The 24,425-nt window shown below is 35.0% G+C and carries 26 protein-coding genes; 6 read left to right on the forward strand and 20 right to left on the reverse strand.

Annotated features, from left to right (window positions below; all coding sequences use genetic code 11):
• Window positions 1-3: 3 nt before the first annotated feature.
• Window positions 4-681 carry a response regulator transcription factor gene (locus ACIQXJ_RS10490; RefSeq protein ID WP_403053060.1) on the forward strand — a complete coding sequence of 226 codons (678 nt, stop codon included), beginning with the start codon at window positions 4-6 and terminating at the stop codon, window positions 679-681.
• A complete protein-coding gene (locus ACIQXJ_RS10495) occupies window positions 678-1,763 on the forward strand; it encodes a HAMP domain-containing sensor histidine kinase (RefSeq protein WP_403053063.1) in 1,086 nt (361 codons plus the stop codon). The genes ACIQXJ_RS10490 and ACIQXJ_RS10495 overlap by 4 nt, the downstream gene beginning before the upstream one ends.
• A 33-nt stretch (window positions 1,764-1,796) precedes the next feature.
• Here ACIQXJ_RS10495 and ACIQXJ_RS10500 read toward each other — a convergent pair whose 3' ends face one another.
• A complete protein-coding gene (locus tag ACIQXJ_RS10500; protein ID WP_403053066.1) occupies window positions 1,797-2,384 on the reverse strand; it encodes an NAD(P)H-dependent oxidoreductase in 588 nt (195 codons plus the stop codon).
• A gap of 118 nt (window positions 2,385-2,502) precedes the next feature.
• Between ACIQXJ_RS10500 and ACIQXJ_RS10505 the strand changes: the two genes are divergently transcribed.
• Window positions 2,503-2,946, forward strand: coding sequence for a MarR family winged helix-turn-helix transcriptional regulator (locus ACIQXJ_RS10505; RefSeq protein WP_403053069.1), 444 nt, complete (start codon window positions 2,503-2,505; stop codon window positions 2,944-2,946).
• Between the two features lie 72 nt (window positions 2,947-3,018).
• On the opposite strand, the gene ACIQXJ_RS10510 is transcribed toward ACIQXJ_RS10505, so the two are convergent.
• Window positions 3,019-3,147 (reverse strand): hypothetical protein, encoded by a 129-nt coding sequence (locus ACIQXJ_RS10510; protein ID WP_403053072.1) that lies wholly within the window; start codon window positions 3,145-3,147, stop codon window positions 3,019-3,021.
• A gap of 997 nt (window positions 3,148-4,144) precedes the next feature.
• On the opposite strand from ACIQXJ_RS10510, the gene ACIQXJ_RS10515 reads away from it, so the two are divergent.
• A complete protein-coding gene (locus tag ACIQXJ_RS10515) occupies window positions 4,145-4,915 on the forward strand; it encodes a YqcI/YcgG family protein (RefSeq protein ID WP_403053075.1) in 771 nt (256 codons plus the stop codon).
• On the opposite strand, the gene ACIQXJ_RS10520 is transcribed toward ACIQXJ_RS10515, so the two are convergent.
• The 6 genes from ACIQXJ_RS10520 to ACIQXJ_RS10545 form a co-directional block, all read right to left on the reverse strand.
• Window positions 4,912-6,237 (reverse strand): amino acid permease, encoded by a 1,326-nt coding sequence (locus ACIQXJ_RS10520; RefSeq protein WP_403053078.1) that lies wholly within the window; start codon window positions 6,235-6,237, stop codon window positions 4,912-4,914. The two genes, ACIQXJ_RS10515 and ACIQXJ_RS10520, sit on opposite strands and share 4 nt — an antisense overlap.
• A gap of 14 nt (window positions 6,238-6,251) precedes the next feature.
• A complete protein-coding gene (locus ACIQXJ_RS10525; RefSeq protein ID WP_403053081.1) occupies window positions 6,252-7,190 on the reverse strand; it encodes an arginine deiminase family protein in 939 nt (312 codons plus the stop codon).
• A 154-nt stretch (window positions 7,191-7,344) separates the two neighbouring features.
• A complete protein-coding gene (gene splB / locus ACIQXJ_RS10530) occupies window positions 7,345-8,373 on the reverse strand; it encodes a spore photoproduct lyase (protein WP_403053084.1) in 1,029 nt (342 codons plus the stop codon).
• Between the two features lie 10 nt (window positions 8,374-8,383).
• Window positions 8,384-8,605, reverse strand: coding sequence for a transcriptional regulator SplA domain-containing protein (locus tag ACIQXJ_RS10535; protein ID WP_401008143.1), 222 nt, complete (start codon window positions 8,603-8,605; stop codon window positions 8,384-8,386).
• Window positions 8,606-8,716: 111 nt separating this feature from the next.
• Window positions 8,717-9,106 carry a helix-turn-helix domain-containing protein gene (locus ACIQXJ_RS10540; RefSeq protein WP_403053087.1) on the reverse strand — a complete coding sequence of 130 codons (390 nt, stop codon included), beginning with the start codon at window positions 9,104-9,106 and terminating at the stop codon, window positions 8,717-8,719.
• Between the two features lie 9 nt (window positions 9,107-9,115).
• The gene (locus ACIQXJ_RS10545) at window positions 9,116-9,436 is read right to left on the reverse strand and encodes a hypothetical protein (protein WP_403053090.1); all 321 of its coding nucleotides are present in this window, start codon (window positions 9,434-9,436) and stop codon (window positions 9,116-9,118) included.
• A gap of 236 nt (window positions 9,437-9,672) precedes the next feature.
• On the opposite strand from ACIQXJ_RS10545, the gene ACIQXJ_RS10550 reads away from it, so the two are divergent.
• Window positions 9,673-10,206: an ECF transporter S component gene (locus tag ACIQXJ_RS10550; RefSeq protein ID WP_403053093.1), complete on the forward strand. Its 534-nt coding sequence runs from the start codon at window positions 9,673-9,675 to the stop codon at window positions 10,204-10,206.
• A gap of 94 nt (window positions 10,207-10,300) precedes the next feature.
• On the opposite strand, the gene ACIQXJ_RS10555 is transcribed toward ACIQXJ_RS10550, so the two are convergent.
• The 8 genes from ACIQXJ_RS10555 to ACIQXJ_RS10590 form a co-directional block, all read right to left on the reverse strand.
• The gene (locus ACIQXJ_RS10555) at window positions 10,301-10,810 is read right to left on the reverse strand and encodes a QueT transporter family protein (protein WP_403053096.1); all 510 of its coding nucleotides are present in this window, start codon (window positions 10,808-10,810) and stop codon (window positions 10,301-10,303) included.
• A gap of 152 nt (window positions 10,811-10,962) precedes the next feature.
• Entirely contained in the window at window positions 10,963-11,718 is a 756-nt protein-coding gene (locus ACIQXJ_RS10560; RefSeq protein ID WP_403053099.1) for a 3-oxoacyl-ACP reductase, read from the reverse strand.
• A gap of 151 nt (window positions 11,719-11,869) precedes the next feature.
• Window positions 11,870-12,091, reverse strand: a complete 222-nt coding sequence (locus tag ACIQXJ_RS10565; protein ID WP_340825109.1) for a DUF2829 domain-containing protein — start codon at window positions 12,089-12,091, stop codon at window positions 11,870-11,872.
• A gap of 275 nt (window positions 12,092-12,366) precedes the next feature.
• Window positions 12,367-13,854, reverse strand: coding sequence for a malate:quinone oxidoreductase (locus ACIQXJ_RS10570; protein WP_403053102.1), 1,488 nt, complete (start codon window positions 13,852-13,854; stop codon window positions 12,367-12,369).
• Window positions 13,855-14,970: 1,116 nt separating this feature from the next.
• Complete coding sequence (locus ACIQXJ_RS10575) at window positions 14,971-15,735, reverse strand: PHP domain-containing protein (RefSeq protein ID WP_403053104.1); 765 nt, start codon at window positions 15,733-15,735, stop codon at window positions 14,971-14,973.
• Window positions 15,736-15,752: 17 nt separating this feature from the next.
• The gene (locus ACIQXJ_RS10580) at window positions 15,753-16,571 is read right to left on the reverse strand and encodes an energy-coupling factor transporter transmembrane component T family protein (protein ID WP_403053108.1); all 819 of its coding nucleotides are present in this window, start codon (window positions 16,569-16,571) and stop codon (window positions 15,753-15,755) included.
• Entirely contained in the window at window positions 16,558-18,294 is a 1,737-nt protein-coding gene (locus tag ACIQXJ_RS10585) for an ABC transporter ATP-binding protein (RefSeq protein WP_403053111.1), read from the reverse strand. The genes ACIQXJ_RS10580 and ACIQXJ_RS10585 overlap by 14 nt, the downstream gene beginning before the upstream one ends.
• Window positions 18,287-19,159 (reverse strand): DUF8171 family membrane protein, encoded by an 873-nt coding sequence (locus ACIQXJ_RS10590; RefSeq protein ID WP_403053114.1) that lies wholly within the window; start codon window positions 19,157-19,159, stop codon window positions 18,287-18,289. Before ACIQXJ_RS10590 ends, ACIQXJ_RS10585 begins: the two co-directional genes overlap by 8 nt.
• A gap of 168 nt (window positions 19,160-19,327) precedes the next feature.
• Between ACIQXJ_RS10590 and ACIQXJ_RS10595 the strand changes: the two genes are divergently transcribed.
• The gene (locus tag ACIQXJ_RS10595; RefSeq protein WP_403053117.1) at window positions 19,328-20,161 is read left to right on the forward strand and encodes a MurR/RpiR family transcriptional regulator; all 834 of its coding nucleotides are present in this window, start codon (window positions 19,328-19,330) and stop codon (window positions 20,159-20,161) included.
• 203 nt (window positions 20,162-20,364) lie between these two features.
• On the opposite strand, the gene ACIQXJ_RS10600 is transcribed toward ACIQXJ_RS10595, so the two are convergent.
• The 4 genes from ACIQXJ_RS10600 to ACIQXJ_RS10615 all read right to left on the reverse strand — a co-directional run bounded on the left by ACIQXJ_RS10600 (window position 20,365) and on the right by ACIQXJ_RS10615 (window position 24,259).
• On the reverse strand, window positions 20,365-20,604 hold the full coding sequence (locus ACIQXJ_RS10600) for a cold-shock protein (protein ID WP_403053120.1): 240 nt from the start codon (window positions 20,602-20,604) through the stop codon (window positions 20,365-20,367).
• A gap of 150 nt (window positions 20,605-20,754) precedes the next feature.
• Complete coding sequence (locus ACIQXJ_RS10605; RefSeq protein WP_403053123.1) at window positions 20,755-21,312, reverse strand: histidine phosphatase family protein; 558 nt, start codon at window positions 21,310-21,312, stop codon at window positions 20,755-20,757.
• A gap of 282 nt (window positions 21,313-21,594) precedes the next feature.
• Window positions 21,595-22,902 (reverse strand): Spo0B domain-containing protein, encoded by a 1,308-nt coding sequence (locus ACIQXJ_RS10610; RefSeq protein ID WP_403053126.1) that lies wholly within the window; start codon window positions 22,900-22,902, stop codon window positions 21,595-21,597.
• Window positions 22,903-23,224: 322 nt separating this feature from the next.
• On the reverse strand, window positions 23,225-24,259 hold the full coding sequence (locus tag ACIQXJ_RS10615) for a C45 family autoproteolytic acyltransferase/hydrolase (protein WP_403053129.1): 1,035 nt from the start codon (window positions 24,257-24,259) through the stop codon (window positions 23,225-23,227).
• Window positions 24,260-24,425: the final 166 nt, after the last annotated feature.

A 24,425-nucleotide genomic window follows, 5' to 3' on the forward strand; every position in this document is an offset into this window, starting at 1 on the left:
ATCATGACAAAACTATTAGTTGTGGATGATGATGACCATATTAGAGAATTAGTAAAAGTATTTTTACAAAATGAAGGTTTTGACGTAATCGAAGCATTGGACGGTGTAGATGCACTGTCCAAATTGGATACAGAAAAAGTCGACATGGTGATTATGGACATTATGATGCCTAAAATGGACGGTTGGCAATTATGCAAGGAAATCCGGACATTCAACAGTGATTTACCAATTTTGATGCTAACCGCTAAAGGTGAAACAGCACAGAAGGTGAAAGGATTTAACCTAGGGACAGACGATTATTTAGTCAAACCATTTGAGCCTGTTGAATTAATTGTTCGCGTTAAATCCATTTTAAAACGGTATCGTATTGCGCTCTCTCAAACGATTGAAATCGGATATGTTAAGATGAATCGCCATACATATGAACTATTGTATGACGGTGAAAGCACTACGTTACGCCTAAAGGAATTCGACCTATTATTTACATTAGCAAGTTATGCGGGAAAGACATTTTCCCGTGAGCAGCTAATTGAAGAAATTTGGGGATTTGACTATGAAGGCGATGAACGTACGGTAGATGTTCATATTAAAAGATTGCGTGAACGATTCCCTGAAGAAAAAAGTGGCTTCTCAATCCGTACGATTCGTGGACTTGGCTATCGCTTGGAATTAGCACTATGAAATATTGGAAATTTTTCTTTAAGCTCCTAATGATTTTTATCATGTTTCTGTTAGCGAATATATTATTTGCCTTTATTTCCTTCCACGTAACTTCTTTGCTATTTCAGCGGGTGGACATACATCTTCAAGGTTTTTGGCGACAATTAACTACAGTTCTTGGTGTATTTGTACTATTTGCTTGCACTGCCGCCTGCATTTTTTTAATCGGTTTAAAAAGACAGCACAATTATTGGGATACGATTGTTGATGCCATTGGACGAATGGCTAAAGGAGATTTCAATGTACAGTTAGATAAAATGTCTGATGATGAAAATGATCATTTTGGCCAACTAATTAGTGGGATTAATCATATGGCTGTTGAATTAGGTGAATTAGAGCGTATGCGTCAAGAATTTATTTCAAATGTTTCGCATGAAATTCAATCGCCTCTCACATCTATTAATGGTTTTGCAAAGGCATTAAAAAATATGGATTTAACTGAAGAGAAACGTCAGCACTATTTAGCCATTATCGAAATGGAAAGTCATCGTCTATCAAAAATCAGTGATAATTTATTAAAGCTAACGTCATTAGAATCACAGCACCATCCATTTGAACCGAAGTACTATCGACTAGATAAACAGTTGCGTAATGTTGTTTTAGCTCTTGAGCCTAATTGGTTAGAAAAACAGATTGATATTGATATTCAATTACAAAACATAACGATTAAGGCTGATGAAGACTTAATGAACCAAGTGTGGATGAATGTACTCAGTAACAGCATCAAATTCACACAAAATAATGGACAAATCCGTATATTGATGACCGCCCAAAATGACACAGTGATGGTAAGCATTCGTGATAACGGCATCGGCTTAACAGATGAGCAGCAAAAGCATATTTTTGAACGTTTTTATAAAGCAGATCAATCAAGAATCGCTACAAACGGAGGTAGCGGACTAGGTTTATCCATTGTAAAAAAAATTATTGACATGCATAAGGGTACTATTACTGTCCAAAGTAAACTTGCTGAACAAACAAAATTTTTGATAACACTCCCTTTAGATAGCGTTGCTACAAATAAGGAAGAGCAAAGGATGTGAAAGTTGTTCACCCCCTATGCTCTTTCGCTTCTTCTAACACGCTACTTGTCTAAAATACTGATAAACTTTTGCTAACTTTTTCTGTTGTCCTCCCTTTTTACTTTCCATATTCCCAAATTCAAAAAACTTCACTTTCTTAATTCCTACAAAATTAAACAATGCTTTTCGCATCAATACTTTGTGAGCATTATTCAACCATAAAAGCGGATATTTAGTAGGGCCTTTCATAGTCGAAACACAAACGACTGACTTCCCTTTTAAGAGACCATCAGGAAACAATCCCTTTTTATCTCTATAGGCAAAATTGGATGCAAATAATTGATCAATATAGCCTAAAAGCATTGCTGGCGGTCTTCCCCACCAAATTGGATAAACAAAAACAATCTTATCTGCCCAAGTTATTTGTTCTCTATATTTCTCTAGTTTTGGATCACGATACATATCACGTCGTCGTCTATGTTCATTAAAGTGTAAAATCGGATCAAATTTTTCTTCATATAAATCAACCACTCGTAATTCACTTATGTACGGATTTTCATTGCACCCTTTAACAACTTCCTGCAAAAAAGAATAATTCAAACTTTGATGATTTGGATACGTATAAATAATTAATGTTTTCATAACGGCCTCCATTACTTATCATTTGATAAGTAAATAATACGCAATACTTATTTAGTTGTCAAATGATAATTGTTTTAAGATAAGTTATTTGTTATCTTGTCAGTAAGAGGTGAGATATTTGGACAAGAATGCATTATTCAATCAATTTGTTACTTTTACAGCAACCGTTCATCAAGTAACAAATGAGTTAACACAAAACGTTAAAACGGACGCCATTACCCCTGTTCAATATAAAATTCTTGAACATATAAAAGTAAGCCAGCCTGTTACGACTACTGAAATTAGTGATTGTCAGCAAATGTCGTTACCGAATACAAGTCGAGAGCTTAAGAAACTACAAGAGAAAAATTTAATTGAAAAAATGAGTGATACAGAGGATCGCAGAAAACATTATGTGCGCCTTACCGAAGATGGGGAACAAATGATGGATGAGGCATTTCGATGTATTGAAGTCCGTTTTCAACACCTTATTCAAGATGTTTCAGAAGAAGATTTAGAAGAAATTAAGCACGCATTAGATATTTTGCAGCAGAAGGTTTTTAAACAACAAGGTAAGCTTTAAGACGCATGATTTACTTCCGTTAATTGTTAGGACAGACTATAAGTGTGACCTCAAATGCAATTTGATTTGAGGTCACCTTTTTTCAAGGTTTTTAATTAGTTTAGCTATGTAGATTAATAAACCAATAATTGTTAGTGGCATTGAAATTGCGACTAATGTAGCAAAAAATGCAAATATATCTCCAACAAGTAATTTTGGCATTATTAAAATTCTCTCCTTTTTTAACTTTTGTATATCAAAGAATAAAGAAGCGATGACGAGGGCAGCTTAAATAATTACAATTTTCAAATAGTTTAGTTGCGATTATTGACTTATAACTCATCAAATTGAAATCGATAAATAAGTCTTAATTTAATATAGGAAGGCTTGTAAATCCATTGCTGACGATTTTAAATATAACAACCTTTTAACATAGGAAAAGCCTTCCTTTTTATTGACGATAAAGGAGTATACCAACTCTTCATTTTTAAAAAAATTTTAATTTATAAATTTACTTAATATTAATAATACGAATTCCATCCCCAGCCGGTTCTATTATTACCCACGTAGAAAGAGAGACTTCTATTAAAGGAGCCTATTTCAAAAATCATGTTAAATTGTGCTGATAATCGAGCTTCATCGTGCCAAGAAGTATTTACTGGTTTAAGTATTCGAAGAGATGGATTAGCATAACTACCCGTTACTGTCCAAACATTGAAGTTTCCAACCCAAGTAATAGAATCATTTCCAAAACGATTCTGAAAGACCAAGAATAACTACTGATGTTAAAAGAATTGAACGAAACTTCATAGTACAGACCTCCCGTATATTTTTATGTTATATATTACTTTTATCTTATCAAATCATTAAAATTAACAAAAGTTAAAAATATATAATAATTAAATAATTCAGAAATTATTCGTATTATTTAAATATAGAATACCTGTTTATTTACAATGTAATTCAACAATTGGTTTCCATACTTTAAATTTTAAAAAAGATATCACCAATTTTCACCTGCCCATGCACTAAAGTTCATTGTTTCACAACCTCTTATCGTTATTCTGCTTGTACAGGAAAGAGTTTGCTTGGATTTATCACATTTATGTAAATGGCAATATACCGTGCTAAGGCAACTAGTTAGAAATAATCCCTAATAATTCGTCACCGATTAGCCCCTCCTTTAATAGTCTAATGATGTATAAAGGAGGTGACTAATGTGGGTGTAGTATTTGAAAAAAATTGGCTTGATCAACATTTACCATCTCTTCCTTTATGGCAACAGAACGCCTTTAAAGACTTTTCTTTAATGATTGCAGATGAAGCAAATACTTTCCCCTGTATTCCTGCTAGAACAGGTTTTTTATCGAATCAACTACGCTTCAGCTTTATCGGAGATCCCCGAGAGCTACAATCAGCGAAAGCGTTAGCAACTTGCTTAAAGGAATATGGATACTGCGCACGATCTGCTGGAAAATATACTTCACATGCTATTTTTTTCGAAACGCCAAAGGATATGCTTGAAAATTATGAGGTGGAGGATTATAGAGCCCTATTTTGGACAGTGCTAAACAACGTTTCTGCATTTGATGAAGAAGAATGGCCTAGAGAAATTCCCTCCGATCCTTCTGTTCATACATGGGAATTTTGTTTTGATGGGGAGCCTTACTTTGTATTTTGTGCAACACCTGCCCACCAACTTCGAAAAAGTCGCCATTTTTCAACATTGCTTATGGCCTTTCAACCACGCTGGGTGTTTGAAGACATTAATGATACAACTGTCCTTGGCCAAAAATTAAAAAGGCTAATAAGAAAGCGCATCAATCTGTATGACGCCATTCCAGGTCATCCAGACTTAAAATGGTATGGTCAAAAAGACAATTATGAATGGAAACAATATTTTTTAAGCGACGATGAGCATAGTCCCTCCACATGTCCATTTCTAAGGGGAAATCTTCAATTAACCTTTCCAAAAGAGAGAAATAATTAAGCGGAGCTATTGTTGCTCCGTTTTTTCATAACAATAAATGTCGCAACAGCAATGATGACTATGAAAAGCACGCTTATGTAAAAACCGAGTCTGCTTGTTTTTTCACCTAATGTACCCGAAACGGTTACCGCTATTAATAGCATCCCAACAACATTTTTTACATGTTGCCATTTCGTTAATGTCATTAGCTTTGCATACGTCACTAATATAAAAAGCCAGTTATAAATTAACATTAACCCAGCTGCCGTTATTAAATATTCAAAAATCTTTTCTGGAATAAGAAAGCCTATCACAATGGTGATGGTTAAACCAACTGTTAGAAAAAGAAATGCAGGTAGCGGCACTTTCATTTTCCCTTTTTTCGCTAATATCGATGGCGCATCATGATCTTCTGCTAAAGCCGTTAAAATCGTTACCACTGCGTACAAGGAAGCAACCATCGTGGAAAATCCAGCAATAATTAAAATGCCGGTTATTATATCTGCTACATATGGTATGTGAAAATCTGTAAGGGCGGTAATGAACGGGCTTTCATTTATTGAAAATGTTTCCCATCCCACTAATGCAAGCGCACATACGAGGGCAATTAGGTAAATCGTTGTCAGTATGATAATCATCACTTTTCCAGCTTTCGGTGCTTGCTTTGGATCTTTTAAGTCAATTACTAGAAGCCCCATCACTTCTATGCCACCAAAAGCAAAAAATGCATACAGGAGTCCAAGCCAAATGCCCTTTACTCCTTCAGCAAAAAAAACTTGAAAGTTAGTAATAAAAGCATTTATTTGCTTTGGCTCACTATTTATTCCTTTTATTAGAAGGACGACAGCAACTATGATAAACATCACGACAGCAGCTGTCTTCATCGCCCCGAATATATTTTGAAACTTTTCAAAGCCTTTCATTCCAGTAAGTATAATGAGCAAACCAAGTACACCGAAACCAGATGCCGTCATCCATAGCGGTAAGGCAGGAAACCAAAATTGGCTAAAAATCCCCAATGCCATTAATTGACTACCCATAATCAATAATTCCGAAATCAAATATACCCATCCATTACTAAAGCCAGCCCAATTGCCAAATGCTTGTTTAGCATAAGTACGAAATGAGCCTTTATCTGGATTCGCAACAGACATTTTCACAAGTGCATCATAGACAAGGTACGTTCCAATGGCTGCTAATAAAAATGGAATTAAAACAGCAGGCCCACTTTTGGCAATTGCCATGCTTGTACCTAGAAAAAAACCTGTCCCTAATGTACAACCTACGCCTAATAAAGACAACTGCCACCAAGACATTTGGCCATTGCTTGTTTTTGACTCCATTTCGATCACCCCTCTTACAATTTCCGCACCAATGGTAATGTCATACAGCGAATACCACCACCGCCTTTTTCAAGTTCTGTCACTTCAATTTCTACTATATTTTTCTTTTGTAATTTTGGATGGTTTTTAAATTGCTGTTTTGTAGCTTTTTTACTAACTAACAAAGTCTCAGGATTTAAATTTAAAAAATTGATATCAGGAATCGTATTATATTTTTCTAGCCAATAGATATCGAAGCCATGACGATTAAAAAATTGTTCCGTCATATCAAAGCGTGTTGTACTTGCTGTCATAACATATACAGGAAAATATCGCATAAAGCTTTTCGCTATTACAACATCTTCGTTAGCAACATTACAATTCATATCTAAGTGGAGTGTGTCTGAGCTCCGAGGCAAGTCGATAATGCCAATTTCAGAAAATCCTGCTTCAAATATTCTTTGCTTCACACGTTCCACACCCTGTTTAGTTGTCCGTACGCCAATATTGATCAGCACTGCATCCTTATTCAATACCATCACATCCCCAAACTCCAATACATCGCCAGTTTCCTTAGATGCTTTAAAGTTTTGAGGAAACCACTTTTCAAGTAATGTATGGGCATGTCCATATTCAGGACGTCTAATAGAACTACCTGCTTCACCTGACAGCATTTGATTGCCAAATACACATGCAAGATCACGCACAAAATAACGATTTAGAAGTTGTTCGCTTAGCTGCTGTGCGTCTGCTAATAGTTCCGTTGAGTAATCAATTACTTGCACGCCTGCATGCTGTAATGTGCCCTTCAGCTCCATGAAATTCTCCATTGCTCGTGCATGTAAAACAGGTGCGCTCCATTGCACATTTTCTGCTATTTTTAAATCCGGCACATCTAAACTGGAAGGTGCACAAAGCATCACAGCCGTAAGCTCTCCATGTTCTGACCAACAACTTGGTTGAAATGAATACATGGTGTTTTCTCCCCCTTTTCTTTACTATCACTGTTAGCGTTACCATCAACATTAAGATTATACGAAGCAACATGAACTTAAAAAACACACCAAAAACAATGGTGTGTCGAGATTAGGCAAACTCATAGAATTAAACTACTGCTACAGTATGTCTTCACGTAAAATATTCTAATTTAGCATTGGGGAAAAATTTCTTCATGTAACCGTAAAGATGTTCTTTAATGTCTTCCTCTTCCTCTTTTTGATAAATATATTTGCCAATCCCATATTTGCCCCACTTGTACCTTCTAGCTGTTTCATCCAATTCTAATTTCGTCATTGGATAATTTTTTTCAATGACTCTTTTCGCTGGCTTTGTAAAGCGGTGCTGAATAAATTCAAAGGTAATATCATCCCGTACATCTTGTGGTAATTCAGCATCAAGACGCTCAAACATATGGTAATACCCTTCCTCCCAACCTTCATGAAGATAAATCGGTGCGACAATAAAGCCAAGTGGATATCCCGCCCTTGCTACTTTTCCAGCCGCTTCAATGCGCAAGTCTAAAGGAGATGTACCGGGCTCAAAGTTCTTTATGACATAATCCGCATTAACACTAAAACGAAACCTCGTCCTACCATTATGCTTGGCATCTAATAAATGATCAACATAATGGAATTTTGTTACAAATCGCAACAACCCATGTTCACTTTGACCAAAATGCTCGATGGCTTTCTTCAACGTATGTGTTAAATGATCAATCCCTACAATATCTGACGTACAAGATGCTTCGAATCGAGTTATTTCAGGAGCTCTTTCTGCCATATAGTGATCTGCAGCCTCAAGAATTTCATCGACATTCACATACGTACGAATATATGGCTTGCTGCCCATCGTTGTTTGCAAATAACAATAATGACAATGCCCCATACACCCAGTTGCAAACGGAATGGCATATTCTGCTGACGGTTTAGATGTATCAAATTTCAGTGTTTTTCGGATACCCACGACGAGCGTTGACTTGGCTATACGATACTTTTGCAAATCGTTTTCACCTGGGAGATTCCGCACCTGATTATGAGATGTCGTATAACGGATTTCCACACCCAGCTTCTCAAATTTCTCTTTCAATTCTTGTCCTAGTGGATAATCGAGCGCATCAGGCTCAAAATAGACTAGCTGAGGTGTAAATGGTTTTCTCATCCTCTACCTCCTAATGAAAATACTGATTATACGCTTGCTCAGCATCCATTTCGCTTCTAAAAATAACAAAGTCATTTGTTAACGGATAGTACGTTTCAAACAGAAAGAGCGCTAATTCATTTGGATTTTCTGGATTATTCACGACTGCCGCCTCCTGTATATTCGCTACATCTTGAATATGCGGATTGCGATAAAAAATATAAACAATATCCCCTGCATTATAAGTTTGCATGTACGTTACCCTCCTAAAGCATTTATATTAGTTTGGCTTAAGAAGGAGAAAATTATGTTAGCATTTTGTTAGCGTTGCGTTCTAATCTCACCACAAAACGAAGAGAATTTTTTACATGTCATTCTTTTCTAAGAGCTGCTCCAGTTTGCTATTAGCACGCATTAATACTTGTTTTATTTGTATTATCTCTTTTTCTTTTTGAACCATTTGTTCATATTTATTTTGAAATAATCTTTTTAATTGTAGAAGATTGTCGATTTCTACTTTTGACAATTGATGATTTTGATCAGTATTGTCAGTCCATTGAAAAAGCATTTTAATTTCTTGCAGTAAAAAACCAGATTGCTTGAGTTTAAGGATTGTATTAATAATTTCAATGTGATGTTCATTATACTCACGATAGTTATTTTTTATTTCCGGTTGTAATAGATTGATTTTTTCGTAATAACGAATTGTATCCTTACTAAGACCAGTACATATTGCAAATTCGCTAATTTTCATAATTATCTCCTAATATTTCATAAATTTAGAAACCAATATTAGCAGTATACAATGGAATATGAATCGAATGATATGGTGACTGTATCTAAGCTTATTATTTGTTAACAATCCTTCTATAATAGCTAATAGATGAAGCATAATAAATTCGAGAATTAGTAGTTTAAGTATCCATTCTTTGTACGGAATCCATATCGTTAAGAGAATACTCGTGGATAATATGACAAAGAGTAATGATCTCCGTTGATATCCTTTCTCTTTCCACTGCAGCAAACCTGCAAGTCCTGTTAATAGTGCATATGCCCCGATTAATCCATACGTAATAATAATCATTGGATCACTCCATTCTTTTTATCCTTTCACTTTAAAAGATGGAGTTTACTCCATGTCAACAATTATTATTTGAATTTCCATAAAAACTGACCACTATTTTTTTTGCAAAATTGATACTTTTAAATAGGCCAAGCCTTTGCTAAGGTTATCCTAGCATGCAACATTGATTTACAAAGTAAGGTTTTGCGCAACTATTCTTTGATATCTATAAAGCAAAATAAGGAAGGTTTACAACTATGCAAAAAACAATAAGCTATTCACATTCACGAACTTTTGATCTTATTCTATCGGCAATGTTAATTGCACTTGTCTTCGTGGCAACACTCACATTAAATATTAAACTACCTATTAAAGCGAATGGTGGATTGGTCCATCTTGGAACAGGCATGCTTTTTACGGCATCTATTCTTTTTGGTTCTAAAAAAGGAGCCATCGCAGGTGCAATTGGCATGGGTTTATTTGACGTCGTTTCTGGTTGGATGTTGTGGGCACCTATTACATTTGTTGCTCGTGGCTTGCAAGGCTATATTGTAGGAAAAATCGCTTGGTCGAATGGACGCAAAGGAAACAGCATTCCCTTTAATCTTTTTGCAATGATTATTTCAGTTCCATTTATGATTGCTGTTTATTACGTTGGTGAAGCTATTTTATATGCTAACTGGATTGCACCATTAACATCTATTCCTGGAGATTTAGTTCAAAATATTCTCGGGATGATTGTAGCCATACCAGTTTGTGCTTTATTGAAAAAAACACCTATTTTTAAATAAATCGTTACGGTAGTCTACCGGCGATTCGCGGGCTCCTATCAGCGATCGCTATCAAATCACGAAAAAAACACACTCGCTTTCGCGAATGTGTTTTTTATTTTGATAAATCTATTTTTTTATTTAATAAGTGAATCGTCACTCCGCCGACAGTCATTGATAATAACTCTCCGACTCCAACGGTAAACCAAGTAGCCCAAAATGGCAGATCATATAGAATGGTTAATTGCCCTGCAACGGTGAACATTGATAGTGCAAAAATCAATGCTGTGATGACTATTTTCCGACTATCACTCTTAATATTTTTCGTTACTGATCGACAAAGAATTAATACTAGAAATGTCGCTATACCGCCGATAGGTACATCAAGTATCCAAGTCGGTGACATAAAATTCGCTAATATTACGCCTAGTGTTACTGCTACTACATAGCGTTTATTGTACAGTGCCAAATAGTTGAACATCTCTGATAGACGTAGTTGCACTGCGCCAAAACTAATAACTGACAATACTACAGTTACAGCCACATACAAGGCTGCGACCAGTGCTACCTTTGTAAGTTCCCTTACAGAAGTTCGCGGTGAATCTTTTACAATAGATGTATTCAATTTACATTCTCCTTTGTAAAATAGCAGTCTGCTATTTTAGTACTAACTACGACCAAAGGAAGAGAGCATGATGCCCTAACTGAAGTGCCGTAGTGTAAGCTATATTTTGCTTACTTGCGTATTATAGCAGAAGAATGATACATTGAACAACACTATTTCGCTATCCATCCGCCATCAATCGGGATTACAGCTCCGTGCATATAATCAGCTGAATGACTTGCCAAGAAAAGCGTTAAATTCGCGACTTCACTTGGTTGTGCCCAACGACCTGCAGGTGTTTCGTCGGCAACCCATTTTGCCATTGCACCATCGCCTTCAAAATCAGCTTTGGTCATCTGAGTTTGAATAGCACCTGGTGCAATAGCATTGGCACGTATTCCCTCACGGCAATAGTCTAAATCTAATTGTTTCGTATAGCCTACAATTGCATGTTTAGACGCGGTATATGCCGCACCACCGCCACCTGCAATTAGCCCTGCAATAGACGCCATATTAACAATGATACCAGCTTTGCGTTTTAACATATGGGGTAATATTGTATTCGTTACAAAAAAAGTTCCCTTTACATTCGTATTCATAATTTTGTCCCAAAGTGCCTCATCAGTATCAAGCGTTTTTGCAAAACCATCTAAAACGCCAGCAGTATTTAGTAAAATATCCACTTCCTTAAACATCGCCAGTACTTTTTCAAATGCTAGCTCTACATCATTTTTCTGATCTACACTACCTACCATATAAGCAAAGCATCCTGGGTATTGCTTTTGTAAATTCAATAACCCCAGCTCATCTATATCGAAACCGAAAACATTGGCCCCATTTTCTAAAAATGCAACGGCTTGAGCTTGCCCAATACCTGAAGCCGCACCCGTTATAAAAACTGTCTTGCCATTATACTCTTCAAACTTCATAACATCTCTCCTCTATAAAAAAGCAATCTACTAATAAAAAAATCCAGTTGTTATGCTTATCCATTGTTCTATTAGAAGGTTACTTTGACATCAAAAAAATAGCATACTAAGTTACACCTAGCATACTATTTCCCTCTTTAAAAACGGTAATTTAGTTTACGATTTTCCAATCTTCCGCTAATAAATCACAGACAGTTGGTGTGAACATCGTATAGCCCTCACCACGTACATTGATTAAAAAATAGGGATTTAAATTTACTCCGTCATGCTCACTTTGTCCAACAAGCTTCACATATAATTCAGCACCGCCCCATCCTTCACGGATTACTTTCTCGCCTGCTTTTAAACGCGGTAATACTTCTTCAAATGTCATTTATACTCATCCTTTTTCACAATCTTTTCAAACTTTCCTTACAAAAAAGTATACTGGATTATTATTTTGTTTACAACTAAAGCTAGTTCATTTATACTTTTCATTCTAACTACTTTTTTTGCCTTTAATGTGAGTCTCTTGATATATAAAATAAAAATGTCATGAAAACCAAGGGTATACTAACCCCATTTCATTTCATGTCACAATGCTAGCCCTTACCAACGAAAAAAGAACCTTCAATCCAAAATGGATCAAAGGTTCATATTTTTTAATAACTAGTTTTTGTTTAGACGAAGTGCCTCCGCTGTTGAAGCATGGACTTCTTCAAGAAGCTCAGGGTTTTGTAGTAATGAGATACCGTAAGAAGGAATCATTTCTTTTAATTTTGGCTCCCACTCTTCTGCTTGTTGTGGGAAGCATTTTTTGATAACTTCCAGCATAACGTGAACGGCAGTAGACGCACCTGGTGAAGCACCTAATAAAGCAGCGATTGAACCGTCAGCAGCACTTACTACTTCAGTACCAAATTGCAATGTTCCTTTACCGCCTGCTTCAGTATCTTTAATAACTTGTACGCGTTGACCAGCAACTACAATATCCCAATCCTCACTCTTAGCAGTTGGGATAAACTCACGTAACTCTTCCATACGTTGATCTTTTGATAATAGAAGTTGTTGGATCAGGTATTTTGTTAATGACATTTCTTTAACTCCTGCCGCTAATAAAGTAGTAATATTATGCGGTTTTACAGAAGCAAATAAATCCATGTTTGAACCTGTTTTCAAGAACTTTGGTGAGAAACCAGCGAATGGTCCAAATAATAATGATTTTTTGTTATCGATAAAGCGAGTGTCTAAATGTGGAACAGACATTGGTGGCGCACCAACCGCAGCTTTACCGTATACTTTAGCATGATGTTGTTCAACAATTTCTTGATTTTTACATACCATAAATAATCCACTGATAGGGAATCCACCAATGTGTTTTCCTTCAGGAATGCCTGATTTTTGTAGTAACTCTAAGCTACCTCCGCCAGCACCAAGGAAGACGAATTTTGCTGTATGGTACTCCATTTTACAACCATCTTTATCATGCACTTTTAATTCCCATAAACCGTCTTTCGTACGCTTAATACTTTCGACACTATGATTGTAGTTGATATCTACATCTTTTTGTTTTAGGTGGTCAAATAAAATACGTGTTAGAGCACCGAAGTTTACGTCTGTACCAGTGTCAATTTTTGTTGCAGCAATGGCCTCGTTTGCTGGACGGTCTTGCATAATAAGAGGAATCCATTCCATTAGTTTTTCTGGGTCATCAGAAAATTCCATACCTTTGAAAAGAGGATTATTTGACATTGTTTCATAACGTTTTTTCAAATACTCAACATTTTTTTCGCCTCTTACCATACTCATATGTGGTAATGGCATAATAAAGTCTTGCGGATTTTGGATAAGCTTGTTTTTTACAAGATAAGACCAAAACTGCATCGAAACCTGGAACTGTTCATTAACATTAATTGCTTTGCTAATATCGATCGTACCGTCTGGTTTTTCAGAAGTGTAGTTAAGCTCGCACAGTGCTGCGTGCCCTGTTCCTGCATTATTCCATTCATTAGAGCTTTCCTCACCGGCGTTTGAAAGTTTTTCAAACACAGTAATATTCCAGTCCGGTGCTAATTCTTTGAGCATTGTCCCCAAAGTCGCACTCATAATTCCGGCACCAATTAAGATGACGTCTGATTTAGTTACTCTGTTACTCATTTTTACCATCCTTATATTTTAAGATTTGCAGAAATGATGTAGGTGTAATCTAGTCACACACCTTTTCTGTATCAACTATAAACTTACAATAGTCTATCACAACTAATTAAAGAATAAAATATCTACTACAATATTATAGTAATAAACTAATCAAAAAGTAGTAAAAAGTGCGAAGTCAGCCCATAAAGTCATTTGTATATATTAAAACCAAGACCTTGCCCCCATTTCCAGGGGTATTGCAATGGTTTGCCAATACATTTGCCAACTCTGCTAAGCGCATCGCGTTTAAAATAAAGTCAACTGAATAAATTTTAGTATGCTACTACGAAAATAATTTATCCATCGCTTATTTAACATAATGGATACTTCATAACTTCGCTTATTTAAAAAGCCCTAGAACTTTTAGTCTAATAGCCCGCAATCGACTCTATTTTACATGATTCACTAACATTCATAAGGTACCTTTAAACTAATTTTCACTTTTTCGGCAGAATGTTTCATACGCTAAAGTATGTATAGTACGCAAAGACACATAATTTTTAACCGAAACAATTACGTCTAATGAATTCATAGCAGAATAGCAAAATGCTTTGACTTCAATTGTTTTGCTAACTACATATGTTTTACAAATCAAAAGGTTTTTTAGTCATCTTCCTCCTTAGCTACTGTATACGCTTTCATCAAATCTATCAAGAGTTAACGCTTCGATTTAATATTTTCCCTCCTTTTTCATAAGCGATTTTTTGCACATTAAAACTATTTGATTTATCTTCATGTTGTTATATAACACCATCTGTACCAAATAAATTTTACCATACAACAATCAAAATTATTAGAATATTTTATTTTCCGGAAAATAATAATAGTTTCATTTGTACACGTATATTCTCCGATAAATTCTACTTAAATCAATCTATCATCTTTTTTTTTACCAGATGTGCTTATAATTATGAAAAGGTAGTTCACCAAAGTATTAGGTGAACTACCCTTTTAATTTCAGAAATAATGTTTTTAAGCGAATTTTTCAAGCCTTAATAATTTAGTTAACACATGGTAATACAGATACGCAATTCCACACCACCAACAACTCAACAGCTTGTTTTCTAATTTTTTTCATTAAATAGTAGCTGATTCCATCATTTTTTTCTCAATTGCTTTTTGCTCTGTCGCTTCCATTACTTTTTCTAGCAAATTGTTAGAAATTTGAATAGTATAACGACCATCTAAAATTACCTTCTTTAAGTCACTTATTGTGTAGCATTCTTGTTCTAGTTCATTATAAATACAGCCATACTGTAAAAGGTGGTGTGTATCACTTCCACCTATAACTGGTTTATTTAATGTTTTAGCAAATTGATAGACAAGCTGCGAATTTTCTTTAATTCCCATTGAATATAAATCTTTCCCATTTAAATCAAACGCATCAAGCTTACTTAATAATAGTGGATCAAGATTATACAAAGGAGTACTTTTACGATACGGATGTGCGCCAATAATTAATACTTCGTATGGCGCGACAAGGTCAAGTAACTGAGCAAACTTAATAAAGCTACCTTTTGCTACATATGGTTCTAACATCATACGTATTTCGCGAATGATAGCTCTGTCAGCTATAATTAAAATATGCCCCACCTCTTGAATATCCACTTCCATCCCAGGGAAAATCTTCACACTATCTACTAAGTAATAATTATGTGTGTAAGGATAGACTTCATCAAGAGTGTTATAGACATCAAAGAAATTGCGTGTATTAAAATGTTCTGTTAAAGCGAAGGCAGTAAGACCATTCTCTTGCGCTGATTTCACCATATTTTTAAAGTAATCTAATGAAAACTCAACCTTTTTTGAAAGCTTACCGTGTGTGTGAAAATCGAAATTCATATGAATGCACATCCTTTTTAATAGTAAATACCTAATGTAAAACTGAACCCAATATAAAATATGGAGAAGACTATAAAAAAGTAATCATTTCGCTTGAAGGTAAAGTAAGCCGTCTTAAGCTTTTTTACTTCTGAATTATTTGTAGAATGACTAAACCCTTTTGTTTCAAGTGCTTCTATAGTGGTTCTTGAACGCTTTGCTCCATTTAAAATAAGCGGATAAAATGATAAAACTAAGATTTTCATGTAATAAACCCCCATGCGCCAATATAAAAAACCCATTTTTTCAGGCGCTTTGCCACGTAAACGATACGACAGGATTACTTTATGAAACTCTTCCATTAAAGTAGGTAAAATGCGATAGCAATAGGAAACGCTAAATGAGACTTGAACAGGAACACCTAAACGTATTAGTGCATCGCTAAACTTTTCAGGATCCAAACTCGTAAATACAGCTACGCTTGCTAATGAAATAACTGCAAGTTTAATCGTCAGCCAAAACATAGGTTCAATTGATGCTAAATCTCCACCAAAGAATAAAGAGATGATAAATAATACGGCTATTTCACTTACTAAACCAACAAATAAAATGAATAATATAAGAGGACTTACCCGTGCTAAGATCGTCATCCCCACCATAAACAGTAAAAAGCAAACTAATATCATTTCGTTATGGATAAACCATGGCACAATTGCGAAAAATAAATACCAGAAAACAAGTGTCCTTGGGTCTAATCGACCTAAATAAGTGTCGCCACTACCATAGGCTGTTTTCAATAGTTCTCCTTTTACATATTCCAAGGAAAGCTTTTCAGATATGCTATTAAATATATTCATAAGCTTTATCCTCACTTTTTAGAATGGCGAACTGTTGGCAAAAGTCTTCTACCGTATAAATTGGTTCAGGTAAACCTAGTTTCATACTCAGTTCAACTATTTGCGGCATAACTAATCCCGCTTTTTGTAGTAACATTTGATTATTGAAAATATCATGCCGATTACCATCGGCAATGATTTCACCGTTATGCATGACGATAATTCGCGTCGCCCATTCGGACACTAATTGCATATCATGAGTAGCGATAATAACAGTTTTGACATGCTCTTTTAATGTTTCTAACATATGAACAACATGCTTTTTCGTGGCAATATCTAAATTCGCTGTTGGTTCATCTAGTAAAATGACACTAGGTTGCATAGCAGCACCAATCGCCAAAGATACTCTCCTTTTTTGACCACCACTTAAAAGCCTCGCATCTCTTTCCTTTAAATCCATTAGTGCGAAATCATTTAAAATCGTTTCAACTATGCTTTCGTAACCTTCCACTTTTCTAGCCTTTAAGAAAAGCTCAATCTCCCTTTTTACCGAATCTTCAATAAACATTTCTTCAGGATTTTGATAAACATACGATACATGTTTACCTAATTTTTCAGGACTCGCATTATTTGTCGATGTATTTAAAACGGTTACTTGACCTTTATGTGGTTTCACAATTCCTGCTATTAGCTTGATTAGTGAAGATTTACCGGCACCATTATTACCAACAATCGCTATCCGCTCTCCTTCAAAAAAAGTGGTATTAATATTATTTAATACTTGCTTTTTCTGCTTTTTTAAATTGCGGAATTGCAAAGAGACTTGCTCCATACGGACGACTGCTTTCTTTTTGTGTTTTAATTGGATGTCAGATTTATTGGCTAACGATGTTTTAGTGATTGTCGAAAACTTACTAAAATGTGCAATTCCTTCTTCTATAGTCATTGGTAGCTCTATAGCAGCTACGCCATTGACTTCCATCAACTTCGACGCTTGTGTAATTTGCGGTGGGTAAATACTACGACTAACTAATTCATCTACTTTAGATAAAGCTAGCTTTACAGGCTCTTTCCACAAGATACGGCCCTGATCCATCAACACTACAGATTGACAATATGTTGCTATCAGTTCTGTATGATGTTCAATTACAATAATTGTCATACCAAATTGTTCATTTAAATTTTTCAGCACCCGATATACTTCTTCTGCATGTTGAGGATCTAACTGTGCCACTGGTTCATCGACTATTAATATTTTAGGTTTCATAGCAAGAACACCTGCAATCGCCAATAAATGCTTTTGTCCACCACTCAATTCCCAAATAAACTCATTCGCAATGGCAGTCAATCCTGTTACTTCTAAAGCCCATCGTCCTCTTTCTTTATAGTCTGCCAATCCATAATTCAACGGCACAAACGATGCATCATCAAGAACGGTTGGCCGCATAATTTGATTCTCAAAATCTTGGTATACATACCCTATTTCTTTTGATAACTCAGCGACTGAAAATTGCGATGTATCACGGTTATCAACATATACTTTCCCTTCAAAATCACCTACATAAAATTTAGGAATAAGTCCATTAAATGTTTTACATATCGTCGTTTTACCAGAGCCATTCCCTCCGATAATCGCAACAAATTCGCCTTCATTTACTGTGAAATTGACGTTCTTTAAAACTGTATCTTCAGCGCCAGGATACATGAAGGACACATCTTTTACTTGAATAATCGGCTTAACCAAGGTTTTCAAGCTCCTTTGTATTACGTTTTGATTTAGAGCGCATCATGACAAGTACAAGTATTGTAACAATTATGGATAAAGCAATTGGCACCCAAATAAACCAATCGCCGAAAGTAGCTAAAAAGTCAGGCTCCCATTCACCAAATGCCCAATCTGTTTCAGATAAAAATTCAGCAACTATAGCCGTCACAGCAAGGATGATTGAGACAACGACTAATTTAGGTGTAACAATGGCTCCAATTGTATACGTCATGTTTTTGTTACGTGGTTTCATCCCTAACAACGGTTCGATTTTCCCATACAAGCGCGGTACTAAATATAAAGTTGGTAATAATGCGAATAAAATTCCTGAGAATAATAAGTCATTTATAAGAGAGATCCCTTCAATAATGACTATACTTTCTGCTAAACCTGTGACAGCCTCAAATTCATCTACACCAACCCATACTTTTCCAATATCCACAATCGTCCCTAATAAATGATGGACAAGGAGCCCTGCAATGACGGCAAATGTAACTTGTCTACGGTTTAAAGGATTACGCACTAAAATTCCTGCAATATACATGCCTAACGAAAAGGTAATAAATTTTTCTACTTCTCCAATACCACCAAATTGTCCAAGCATTAATTCACCAAAAATAATTTCTCCAAGTGAAGCCCCAATTGCTGCATAAAAAGGATGAAACAATATACACAACGTTAGCGGAATAAAAGCAAAATATTCTACAGATAACTCGATAAACCCTAATTGTACTGATGGAATTAATTCTGTAAACATGTTTGATAATCCGTATAGTGACATCGATAACATGAATACCATCATTTTTTGTGACTGTGTTAATTGATACGGGCGCTGAATCGACATTTTTTCTACCTCCTTCTTTTAATAATCCCAATATATAGGAGTACTGTTAACGGAATATGGATACATTGCAAAGGTTATGTAAATATTTTTTCATTTAAGTTTATTATGAAAAATAATTTTCATTTTATTTAAAATATGTTTAAATGGAAGAAAGATTGGAGGCTTAAAATGGATCAAATACTTTTTGAAGATCAACATTTAACACCAAATGAAAAGACAATCGCTGATTTTATTGCAAAAATGGGGATGGCCGTATTAATGTATACGGAAGATGAAATCGCCAAATCACTACAAATAAGTAATGCTACAGTCTCTCGTTTTTGGCGCAAAATAGGCTTTAAAAACTTTAAAGATTACAAAAACAGTTATAAGGAAACGATGGATATTTCACCTGCAAATAAATTAGGTAATATTATGGAGCAAGTTAGTTCAACAACTATACATGCGCAAATGATGACAATGAGTGTAAAGCATTTAGAATTAACACTAGCTCAGAATAATGCTGAGGATTTTCAGAAAGCGGTACAGTCAATCGCCAAGGCGAAAACCATTTATATCTATAGTCCAGGACCATCTGAAGGTTTAGGGAACTTATTGAATTATCGATTATCACGCTTTGGATTCAACATTAAAGTTTTGCCAAAAAGTGGACATGAAATATATGAATCTTTGTTGCATTTCTCATATGATGACGCCCTATTTATGTTTGGTTTTGTGAAACTTCATCCCGAATCTCGTGTCTTACTAGAGCATGCAAAAAAACTTGGCATGAAATCTACCGTCATAACTGATAGCATAGTATCGGATTTCAATATGCTTGCGGATATATTACTATTTGCAAGTCGTGGCGAACTTTGGGAGTTTCATTCGATGATTGCGCCAACGTTTCTCGTAGAAAATATTATTATCGCTGTCGGTAAAGAAACGGGTGAACAATCAATGATGAAACTTGAAATGTTAGATACGATTCGGAAAGAATATAAAGATTTGCTACCACGCTAACAGAATGTTGATTTCCTCTCCTTTAAGATATTTCAATTAAGAGCACTGACTAAATAATTGAAACATCACAACAAAAAGCGCTCATCTTGTTATTGGATGAACGCTTTTATATTGAATGTAAATCTCTATTAAGATGATAGCTCTTTCTATACATAGCTAAAATTGAGCTATTAGATAACACAATCGGTTACACTACTTCCTCTTTAGTCTGATAGGATTTCAACATTTTCTGCCACTTGCTTTTGGTCAGTAGCATGTGGCTGCTCAATTAGATCAAAGGACACTTTTTGACCTTGTTTAAGAAATCTATAGCCATCTGGAAATTTTTCATTATTTGGTAAAATAGAGCTAAAATGGACATGATTTCCATCTTCTCCATCCAGCATAATACGACCATAGCCCTTTTCTTCTTTATACCATTTAACAATTCCCTCTCGTTTCATATTATCAACCGCCTATTCATAAATTCTCTCATTTGACTTTATTTCACAATAAATAATGAGCAAGTATAAACATTTTTTCAAAAATCGGAACGCTCATTAGATGGATGGAAATAAGAGTTTTTTAGGTTGAATACACTTAACTTTCACTACCTATTTATTAAGAGGATTCCCTAAAGTCGCTAAATCGGTTAATGGTAGCTGTTTTACAATTTCATAACCGTTACCTTCACCTTTAGGCTTTACAATGACCGTTCCCATATTAGGAATTTTACCTAAACCTATCCCATTTGGAAAACTATGCGCTATAATTATTTGATTTGTCCCAAAGGGCGGTGTCTTTTCTAATTGTGATTGGACATTTTTCAAAATTTGCTGCTGTTCTATAGCTGATATATTCCCTCCTAGTTTATTAATTTCAAACCAAAAAGGGTCGATTTGAATATACATTGTTGGAAATGCAAGCTGCGCTGTCTCAATTGTTCTACACAATGGGCTTGCAATAATAGGTGAATTAATTGGAATTTGCCAATAACGAAGCATTTGTCCATAGTAAACGGCTTCTCTCCGACCGTAGTCAGACAGATTACGTTGTGTATAGCAATATTGAAAATTAAAATATGGCTGATCCTCTCCAACTATTGCTTCCCCATGTCTAACATAGAAAATGAAGCCACCAGCTCGCAGTAAATCAAGAATTGGCTGTTCCAAATCCTTCTTTGCCCCCTTATCCTACCTTAAAGATTTACTGTTAATGTATGACTTACATTGTTCATAACATGATGGCGCATAACACGTGAACTTACTCCAAAACCAAAAGCCCCCTACTACTTACTATAGGGAGCTGTCTGCTTATTTTTATAAAAACCTTATTACGATTTTATATCCAGTAAACATAAATCGAGTCGCTAAATCTAACAATTACACGAACACTCTGATGTCCATGGGGCTCTATCATTGAGTACATACACACACTTATTGTCCCGCACTATTTCACTTTAGAGGAATGATTACAGTCGCTGTTGTTTCTAATTCGGCTGTCGATTGAATAGAGATGTTTCCATGATATTTTTTGACAACCTCTTTGACGATAAATAATCCTTGCCCTCTTATTTTACCGAATTCAGGTTTTTTTGTTGTAAACCCTTGTTTAAATATTTGATCCGGCTCTGATATTGTCGGTCCTGTATTAATAATTTCAAAGACATACTTTGCTTCATCCGCATGACAACAAATTGTCATTTTACGTTCACTCTCAGGTAATTCAGTTGTGGCATCAATGGCGTTATCAATTAAATTTGATAATAACTTAATTAAATCTGTTGTTTTAATATTAATAAAAGCATCCTGTGAGACAGTTATATCCATCTCAATATTATGATTTTGGGCTGCAAGTTTTTTCGTTTGCAACAAGATTGATAGCCCAGGGTGATTTATATTTAATTTTAGTGATTTAATTGCCTGCACATCTTTAGATAATGATGATAAATATTGTTTTGCTTGTTCTTGCTCCCCAAGTTGCAGTAGCCCATGCAACACTTGTATATGGTTGGTGAAATCATGTCTTAAAGAAGATACAGAGGTAATTAACGCTTTAATTTCAGCTTGATACGTATCTTCAGTTACCCCTACTTCTTTTGTTACTTCTTTTTGATACCATCTCTGTAAAAAGAAGAAAGAAGCAATAACGATTAAAATAAATAGTCCATTATATATAAACATGAGCAAATTGTTTTCTAGAACTTTTCCTTTAATACCATTAACTTTGTCTGCACCAATATCAATACCGAGGTAGCCAATAATTTGCCCATTTTCATTCTTAATAGGTGCTCCTACAGAAAGATAATCGCCATGGTCAGGATCCTCAATTACATTCGTAACATAAGTTAGCCCTTTATAAGCTAGTTTGATTTGCTTCTCAGGTACAGTACAAATTTGTCCTATTTCAAACCCTTCTGTGTAGTTATCAGGTACACCAGCAATCAACGCTTTGGATACTTGAGGATTATCAATTTCTAATGTATACACAAATAAGGCGCCCAGTTTTTCTCTTGCATCATTTAAATAGCTTCTTAATTCCCAATAATCTTCACTTTCCACAGGATTATTTAAAAATTGCTGATACTGTTTGACATCAAGTGATGATGCAATGGATATAGCCGCTTCCAGACTTTGGTTAGCGATTGACTCTTCCACAGTTTTTTTCATTTTCACATAAGAAGTGACAACATTTAAACTTGTGAACAATGATAATAATACTGTCGCTAATACTAATATTAATTTAATTTTACGTTTTTTCATACAAACTGGTACTTCCTCATCTATTGTATTAAATATTTAAAATATGTGTATTTACTACTGTAACAATTAATTTTTATAATAACTGCAATAATATTATACTATAGTAATTTTTATTTTTTCATGTTTGTTTTAAAAAAAAACCTTGAAAATATAACTTATATCCAAGTTTAATTTTTATAACAATTTTAAATTGTTATACAATATAAAATAATTTCATTTTCTTTCGAAAAACGAAATAGCAACAAAACGAAAGGAGAACAGCCCAACAAAAGTTATGCCATTCCCCCTATTATCTATTAAATTATAAACCAAGCATGACGAATTAGATAGCCTGAAGTATTTTTCCTTTTATGGTTGTCGGAAGAATAAGGTCACCCCTTATAAATTGATGCAGGGAAAACGTATGTGGCTTGCTATTCTCACCTATCCCCACAATGATTTCTAATTGATTTGGTGAGTATACGACTGTGTGTAATGTACCAAAGTATTCTTTATATTGTTTAAAAAATAGCGGTGAATCTCCATCATTAAAATGCTGAAAAGCAGACATAGCAGTCGTACATGCGTTTGCAACAAAACGATTTACATAGCGCTTGCGTTGTACTGAATTATCTATATATGCTTTATTTTTCTCTTTCAATTCTTGTGATTCAAAATGATTCGTACAAGTAAATGAATGTTTTTCAAAAATAATTTGTTCCGTTGGTGTAGCCTCTACCACAACCACTTTTCCACTTGGATCAGTCATCGAGTAGTTGTAGCAATAACGATGTGGGATTTTTTTTAATTGTAAAATGGCTTCATCAATATTTTCACACCGCTCCAGTAATATTCGAACAATCGTTGACGCCAGAAAGCCATCCCCTTCCCATTCATTATTAACAAAATGAAGTCCTACAACTAGTCCTTTTTCATTCATTCCATCTAGCCTGCCAATTATTTGCTGGCTAAATCCAACACTTGCATACCCTTCTGACGGATTAGAAAAAACGAGTCTTGCATCATATAAAGCAGGGCTAAAATCATAATTTCTCACATAATGCCCATCATGCACAAACGACGTACATCCCATATCGGGAAATGTCATATTATAACCACTATACATTTTTATAATGGATTCATATGACTGTTCTAAACCAGAAGCTAACCCTTTTATCTCTTGCAAAAGATTTGGCGAAACATACTGTAATGCCTCTTGAGCCTTCCTTGCATTACAAGTAGCTGATAATGCAAGGAGCAGTTCTTCTTGTACTAAATGAGCAGATGATTGTATTTCCTTACTTTGTTGGAAACCCACGTCATAAGCATCTCCCATTAATGAAACTACGTTCACTACTAAATCTTCGTATTTTTTCATTTCCATACCTCCCATACTCCAATCGGATGTTAATATTATAGTAATCCTTCAAGTAACTGGAAGGTCAATGGTATCACTATACAAAAAATGCTAAAAAAGAAGTCGTCTTCCATATAGGAAGACAACTTTCAAAGTGACCATATCATTAATTTTAAGGTAAAGATAA

The organism is Lysinibacillus sp. NPDC097868 (assembly GCF_044761135.1).
In the GTDB taxonomy this organism is placed as follows: Bacteria; Bacillota; Bacilli; order Bacillales_A; family Planococcaceae; genus Lysinibacillus.

Bases quoted from the DNA above. Each gene is read 5' to 3' on its own strand.
- ACIQXJ_RS10590 (WP_403053114.1), bottom strand. From the start codon at position 19,159: ATGTCGATTCAGCGCCCGTATCAATTAACACAGTCACAAAAAATGATG.
- ACIQXJ_RS10495 (WP_403053063.1), top strand. From the start codon at position 678: ATGAAATATTGGAAATTTTTCTTTAAGCTCCTAATGATTTTTATCATG.
- ACIQXJ_RS10520 (WP_403053078.1), bottom strand. From the start codon at position 6,237: ATGGAGTCAAAAACAAGCAATGGCCAAATGTCTTGGTGGCAGTTGTCT.
- ACIQXJ_RS10550 (WP_403053093.1), top strand. From the start codon at position 9,673: ATGCAAAAAACAATAAGCTATTCACATTCACGAACTTTTGATCTTATT.
- ACIQXJ_RS10615 (WP_403053129.1), bottom strand. From the start codon at position 24,259: ATGAAAAAATACGAAGATTTAGTAGTGAACGTAGTTTCATTAATGGGA.
- ACIQXJ_RS10535 (WP_401008143.1), bottom strand. From the start codon at position 8,605: ATGCAAACTTATAATGCAGGGGATATTGTTTATATTTTTTATCGCAAT.
- ACIQXJ_RS10575 (WP_403053104.1), bottom strand. From the start codon at position 15,735: ATGAATTTCGATTTTCACACACACGGTAAGCTTTCAAAAAAGGTTGAG.
- ACIQXJ_RS10600 (WP_403053120.1), bottom strand. From the start codon at position 20,604: ATGAAACGAGAGGGAATTGTTAAATGGTATAAAGAAGAAAAGGGCTAT.
- ACIQXJ_RS10545 (WP_403053090.1), bottom strand. From the start codon at position 9,436: ATGATTATTATTACGTATGGATTAATCGGGGCATATGCACTATTAACA.
- ACIQXJ_RS10595 (WP_403053117.1), top strand. From the start codon at position 19,328: ATGGATCAAATACTTTTTGAAGATCAACATTTAACACCAAATGAAAAG.
- splB (WP_403053084.1), bottom strand. From the start codon at position 8,373: ATGAGAAAACCATTTACACCTCAGCTAGTCTATTTTGAGCCTGATGCG.
- ACIQXJ_RS10570 (WP_403053102.1), bottom strand. From the start codon at position 13,854: ATGAGTAACAGAGTAACTAAATCAGACGTCATCTTAATTGGTGCCGGA.
- ACIQXJ_RS10610 (WP_403053126.1), bottom strand. From the start codon at position 22,902: ATGAAAAAACGTAAAATTAAATTAATATTAGTATTAGCGACAGTATTA.
- ACIQXJ_RS10490 (WP_403053060.1), top strand. From the start codon at position 4: ATGACAAAACTATTAGTTGTGGATGATGATGACCATATTAGAGAATTA.
- ACIQXJ_RS10565 (WP_340825109.1), bottom strand. From the start codon at position 12,091: ATGACATTTGAAGAAGTATTACCGCGTTTAAAAGCAGGCGAGAAAGTA.
- ACIQXJ_RS10510 (WP_403053072.1), bottom strand. From the start codon at position 3,147: ATGCCAAAATTACTTGTTGGAGATATATTTGCATTTTTTGCTACATTA.
- ACIQXJ_RS10580 (WP_403053108.1), bottom strand. From the start codon at position 16,571: ATGAATATATTTAATAGCATATCTGAAAAGCTTTCCTTGGAATATGTA.
- ACIQXJ_RS10500 (WP_403053066.1), bottom strand. From the start codon at position 2,384: ATGAAAACATTAATTATTTATACGTATCCAAATCATCAAAGTTTGAAT.
- ACIQXJ_RS10560 (WP_403053099.1), bottom strand. From the start codon at position 11,718: ATGAAGTTTGAAGAGTATAATGGCAAGACAGTTTTTATAACGGGTGCG.
- ACIQXJ_RS10540 (WP_403053087.1), bottom strand. From the start codon at position 9,106: ATGAAAATTAGCGAATTTGCAATATGTACTGGTCTTAGTAAGGATACA.
- ACIQXJ_RS10525 (WP_403053081.1), bottom strand. From the start codon at position 7,190: ATGTATTCATTTCAACCAAGTTGTTGGTCAGAACATGGAGAGCTTACG.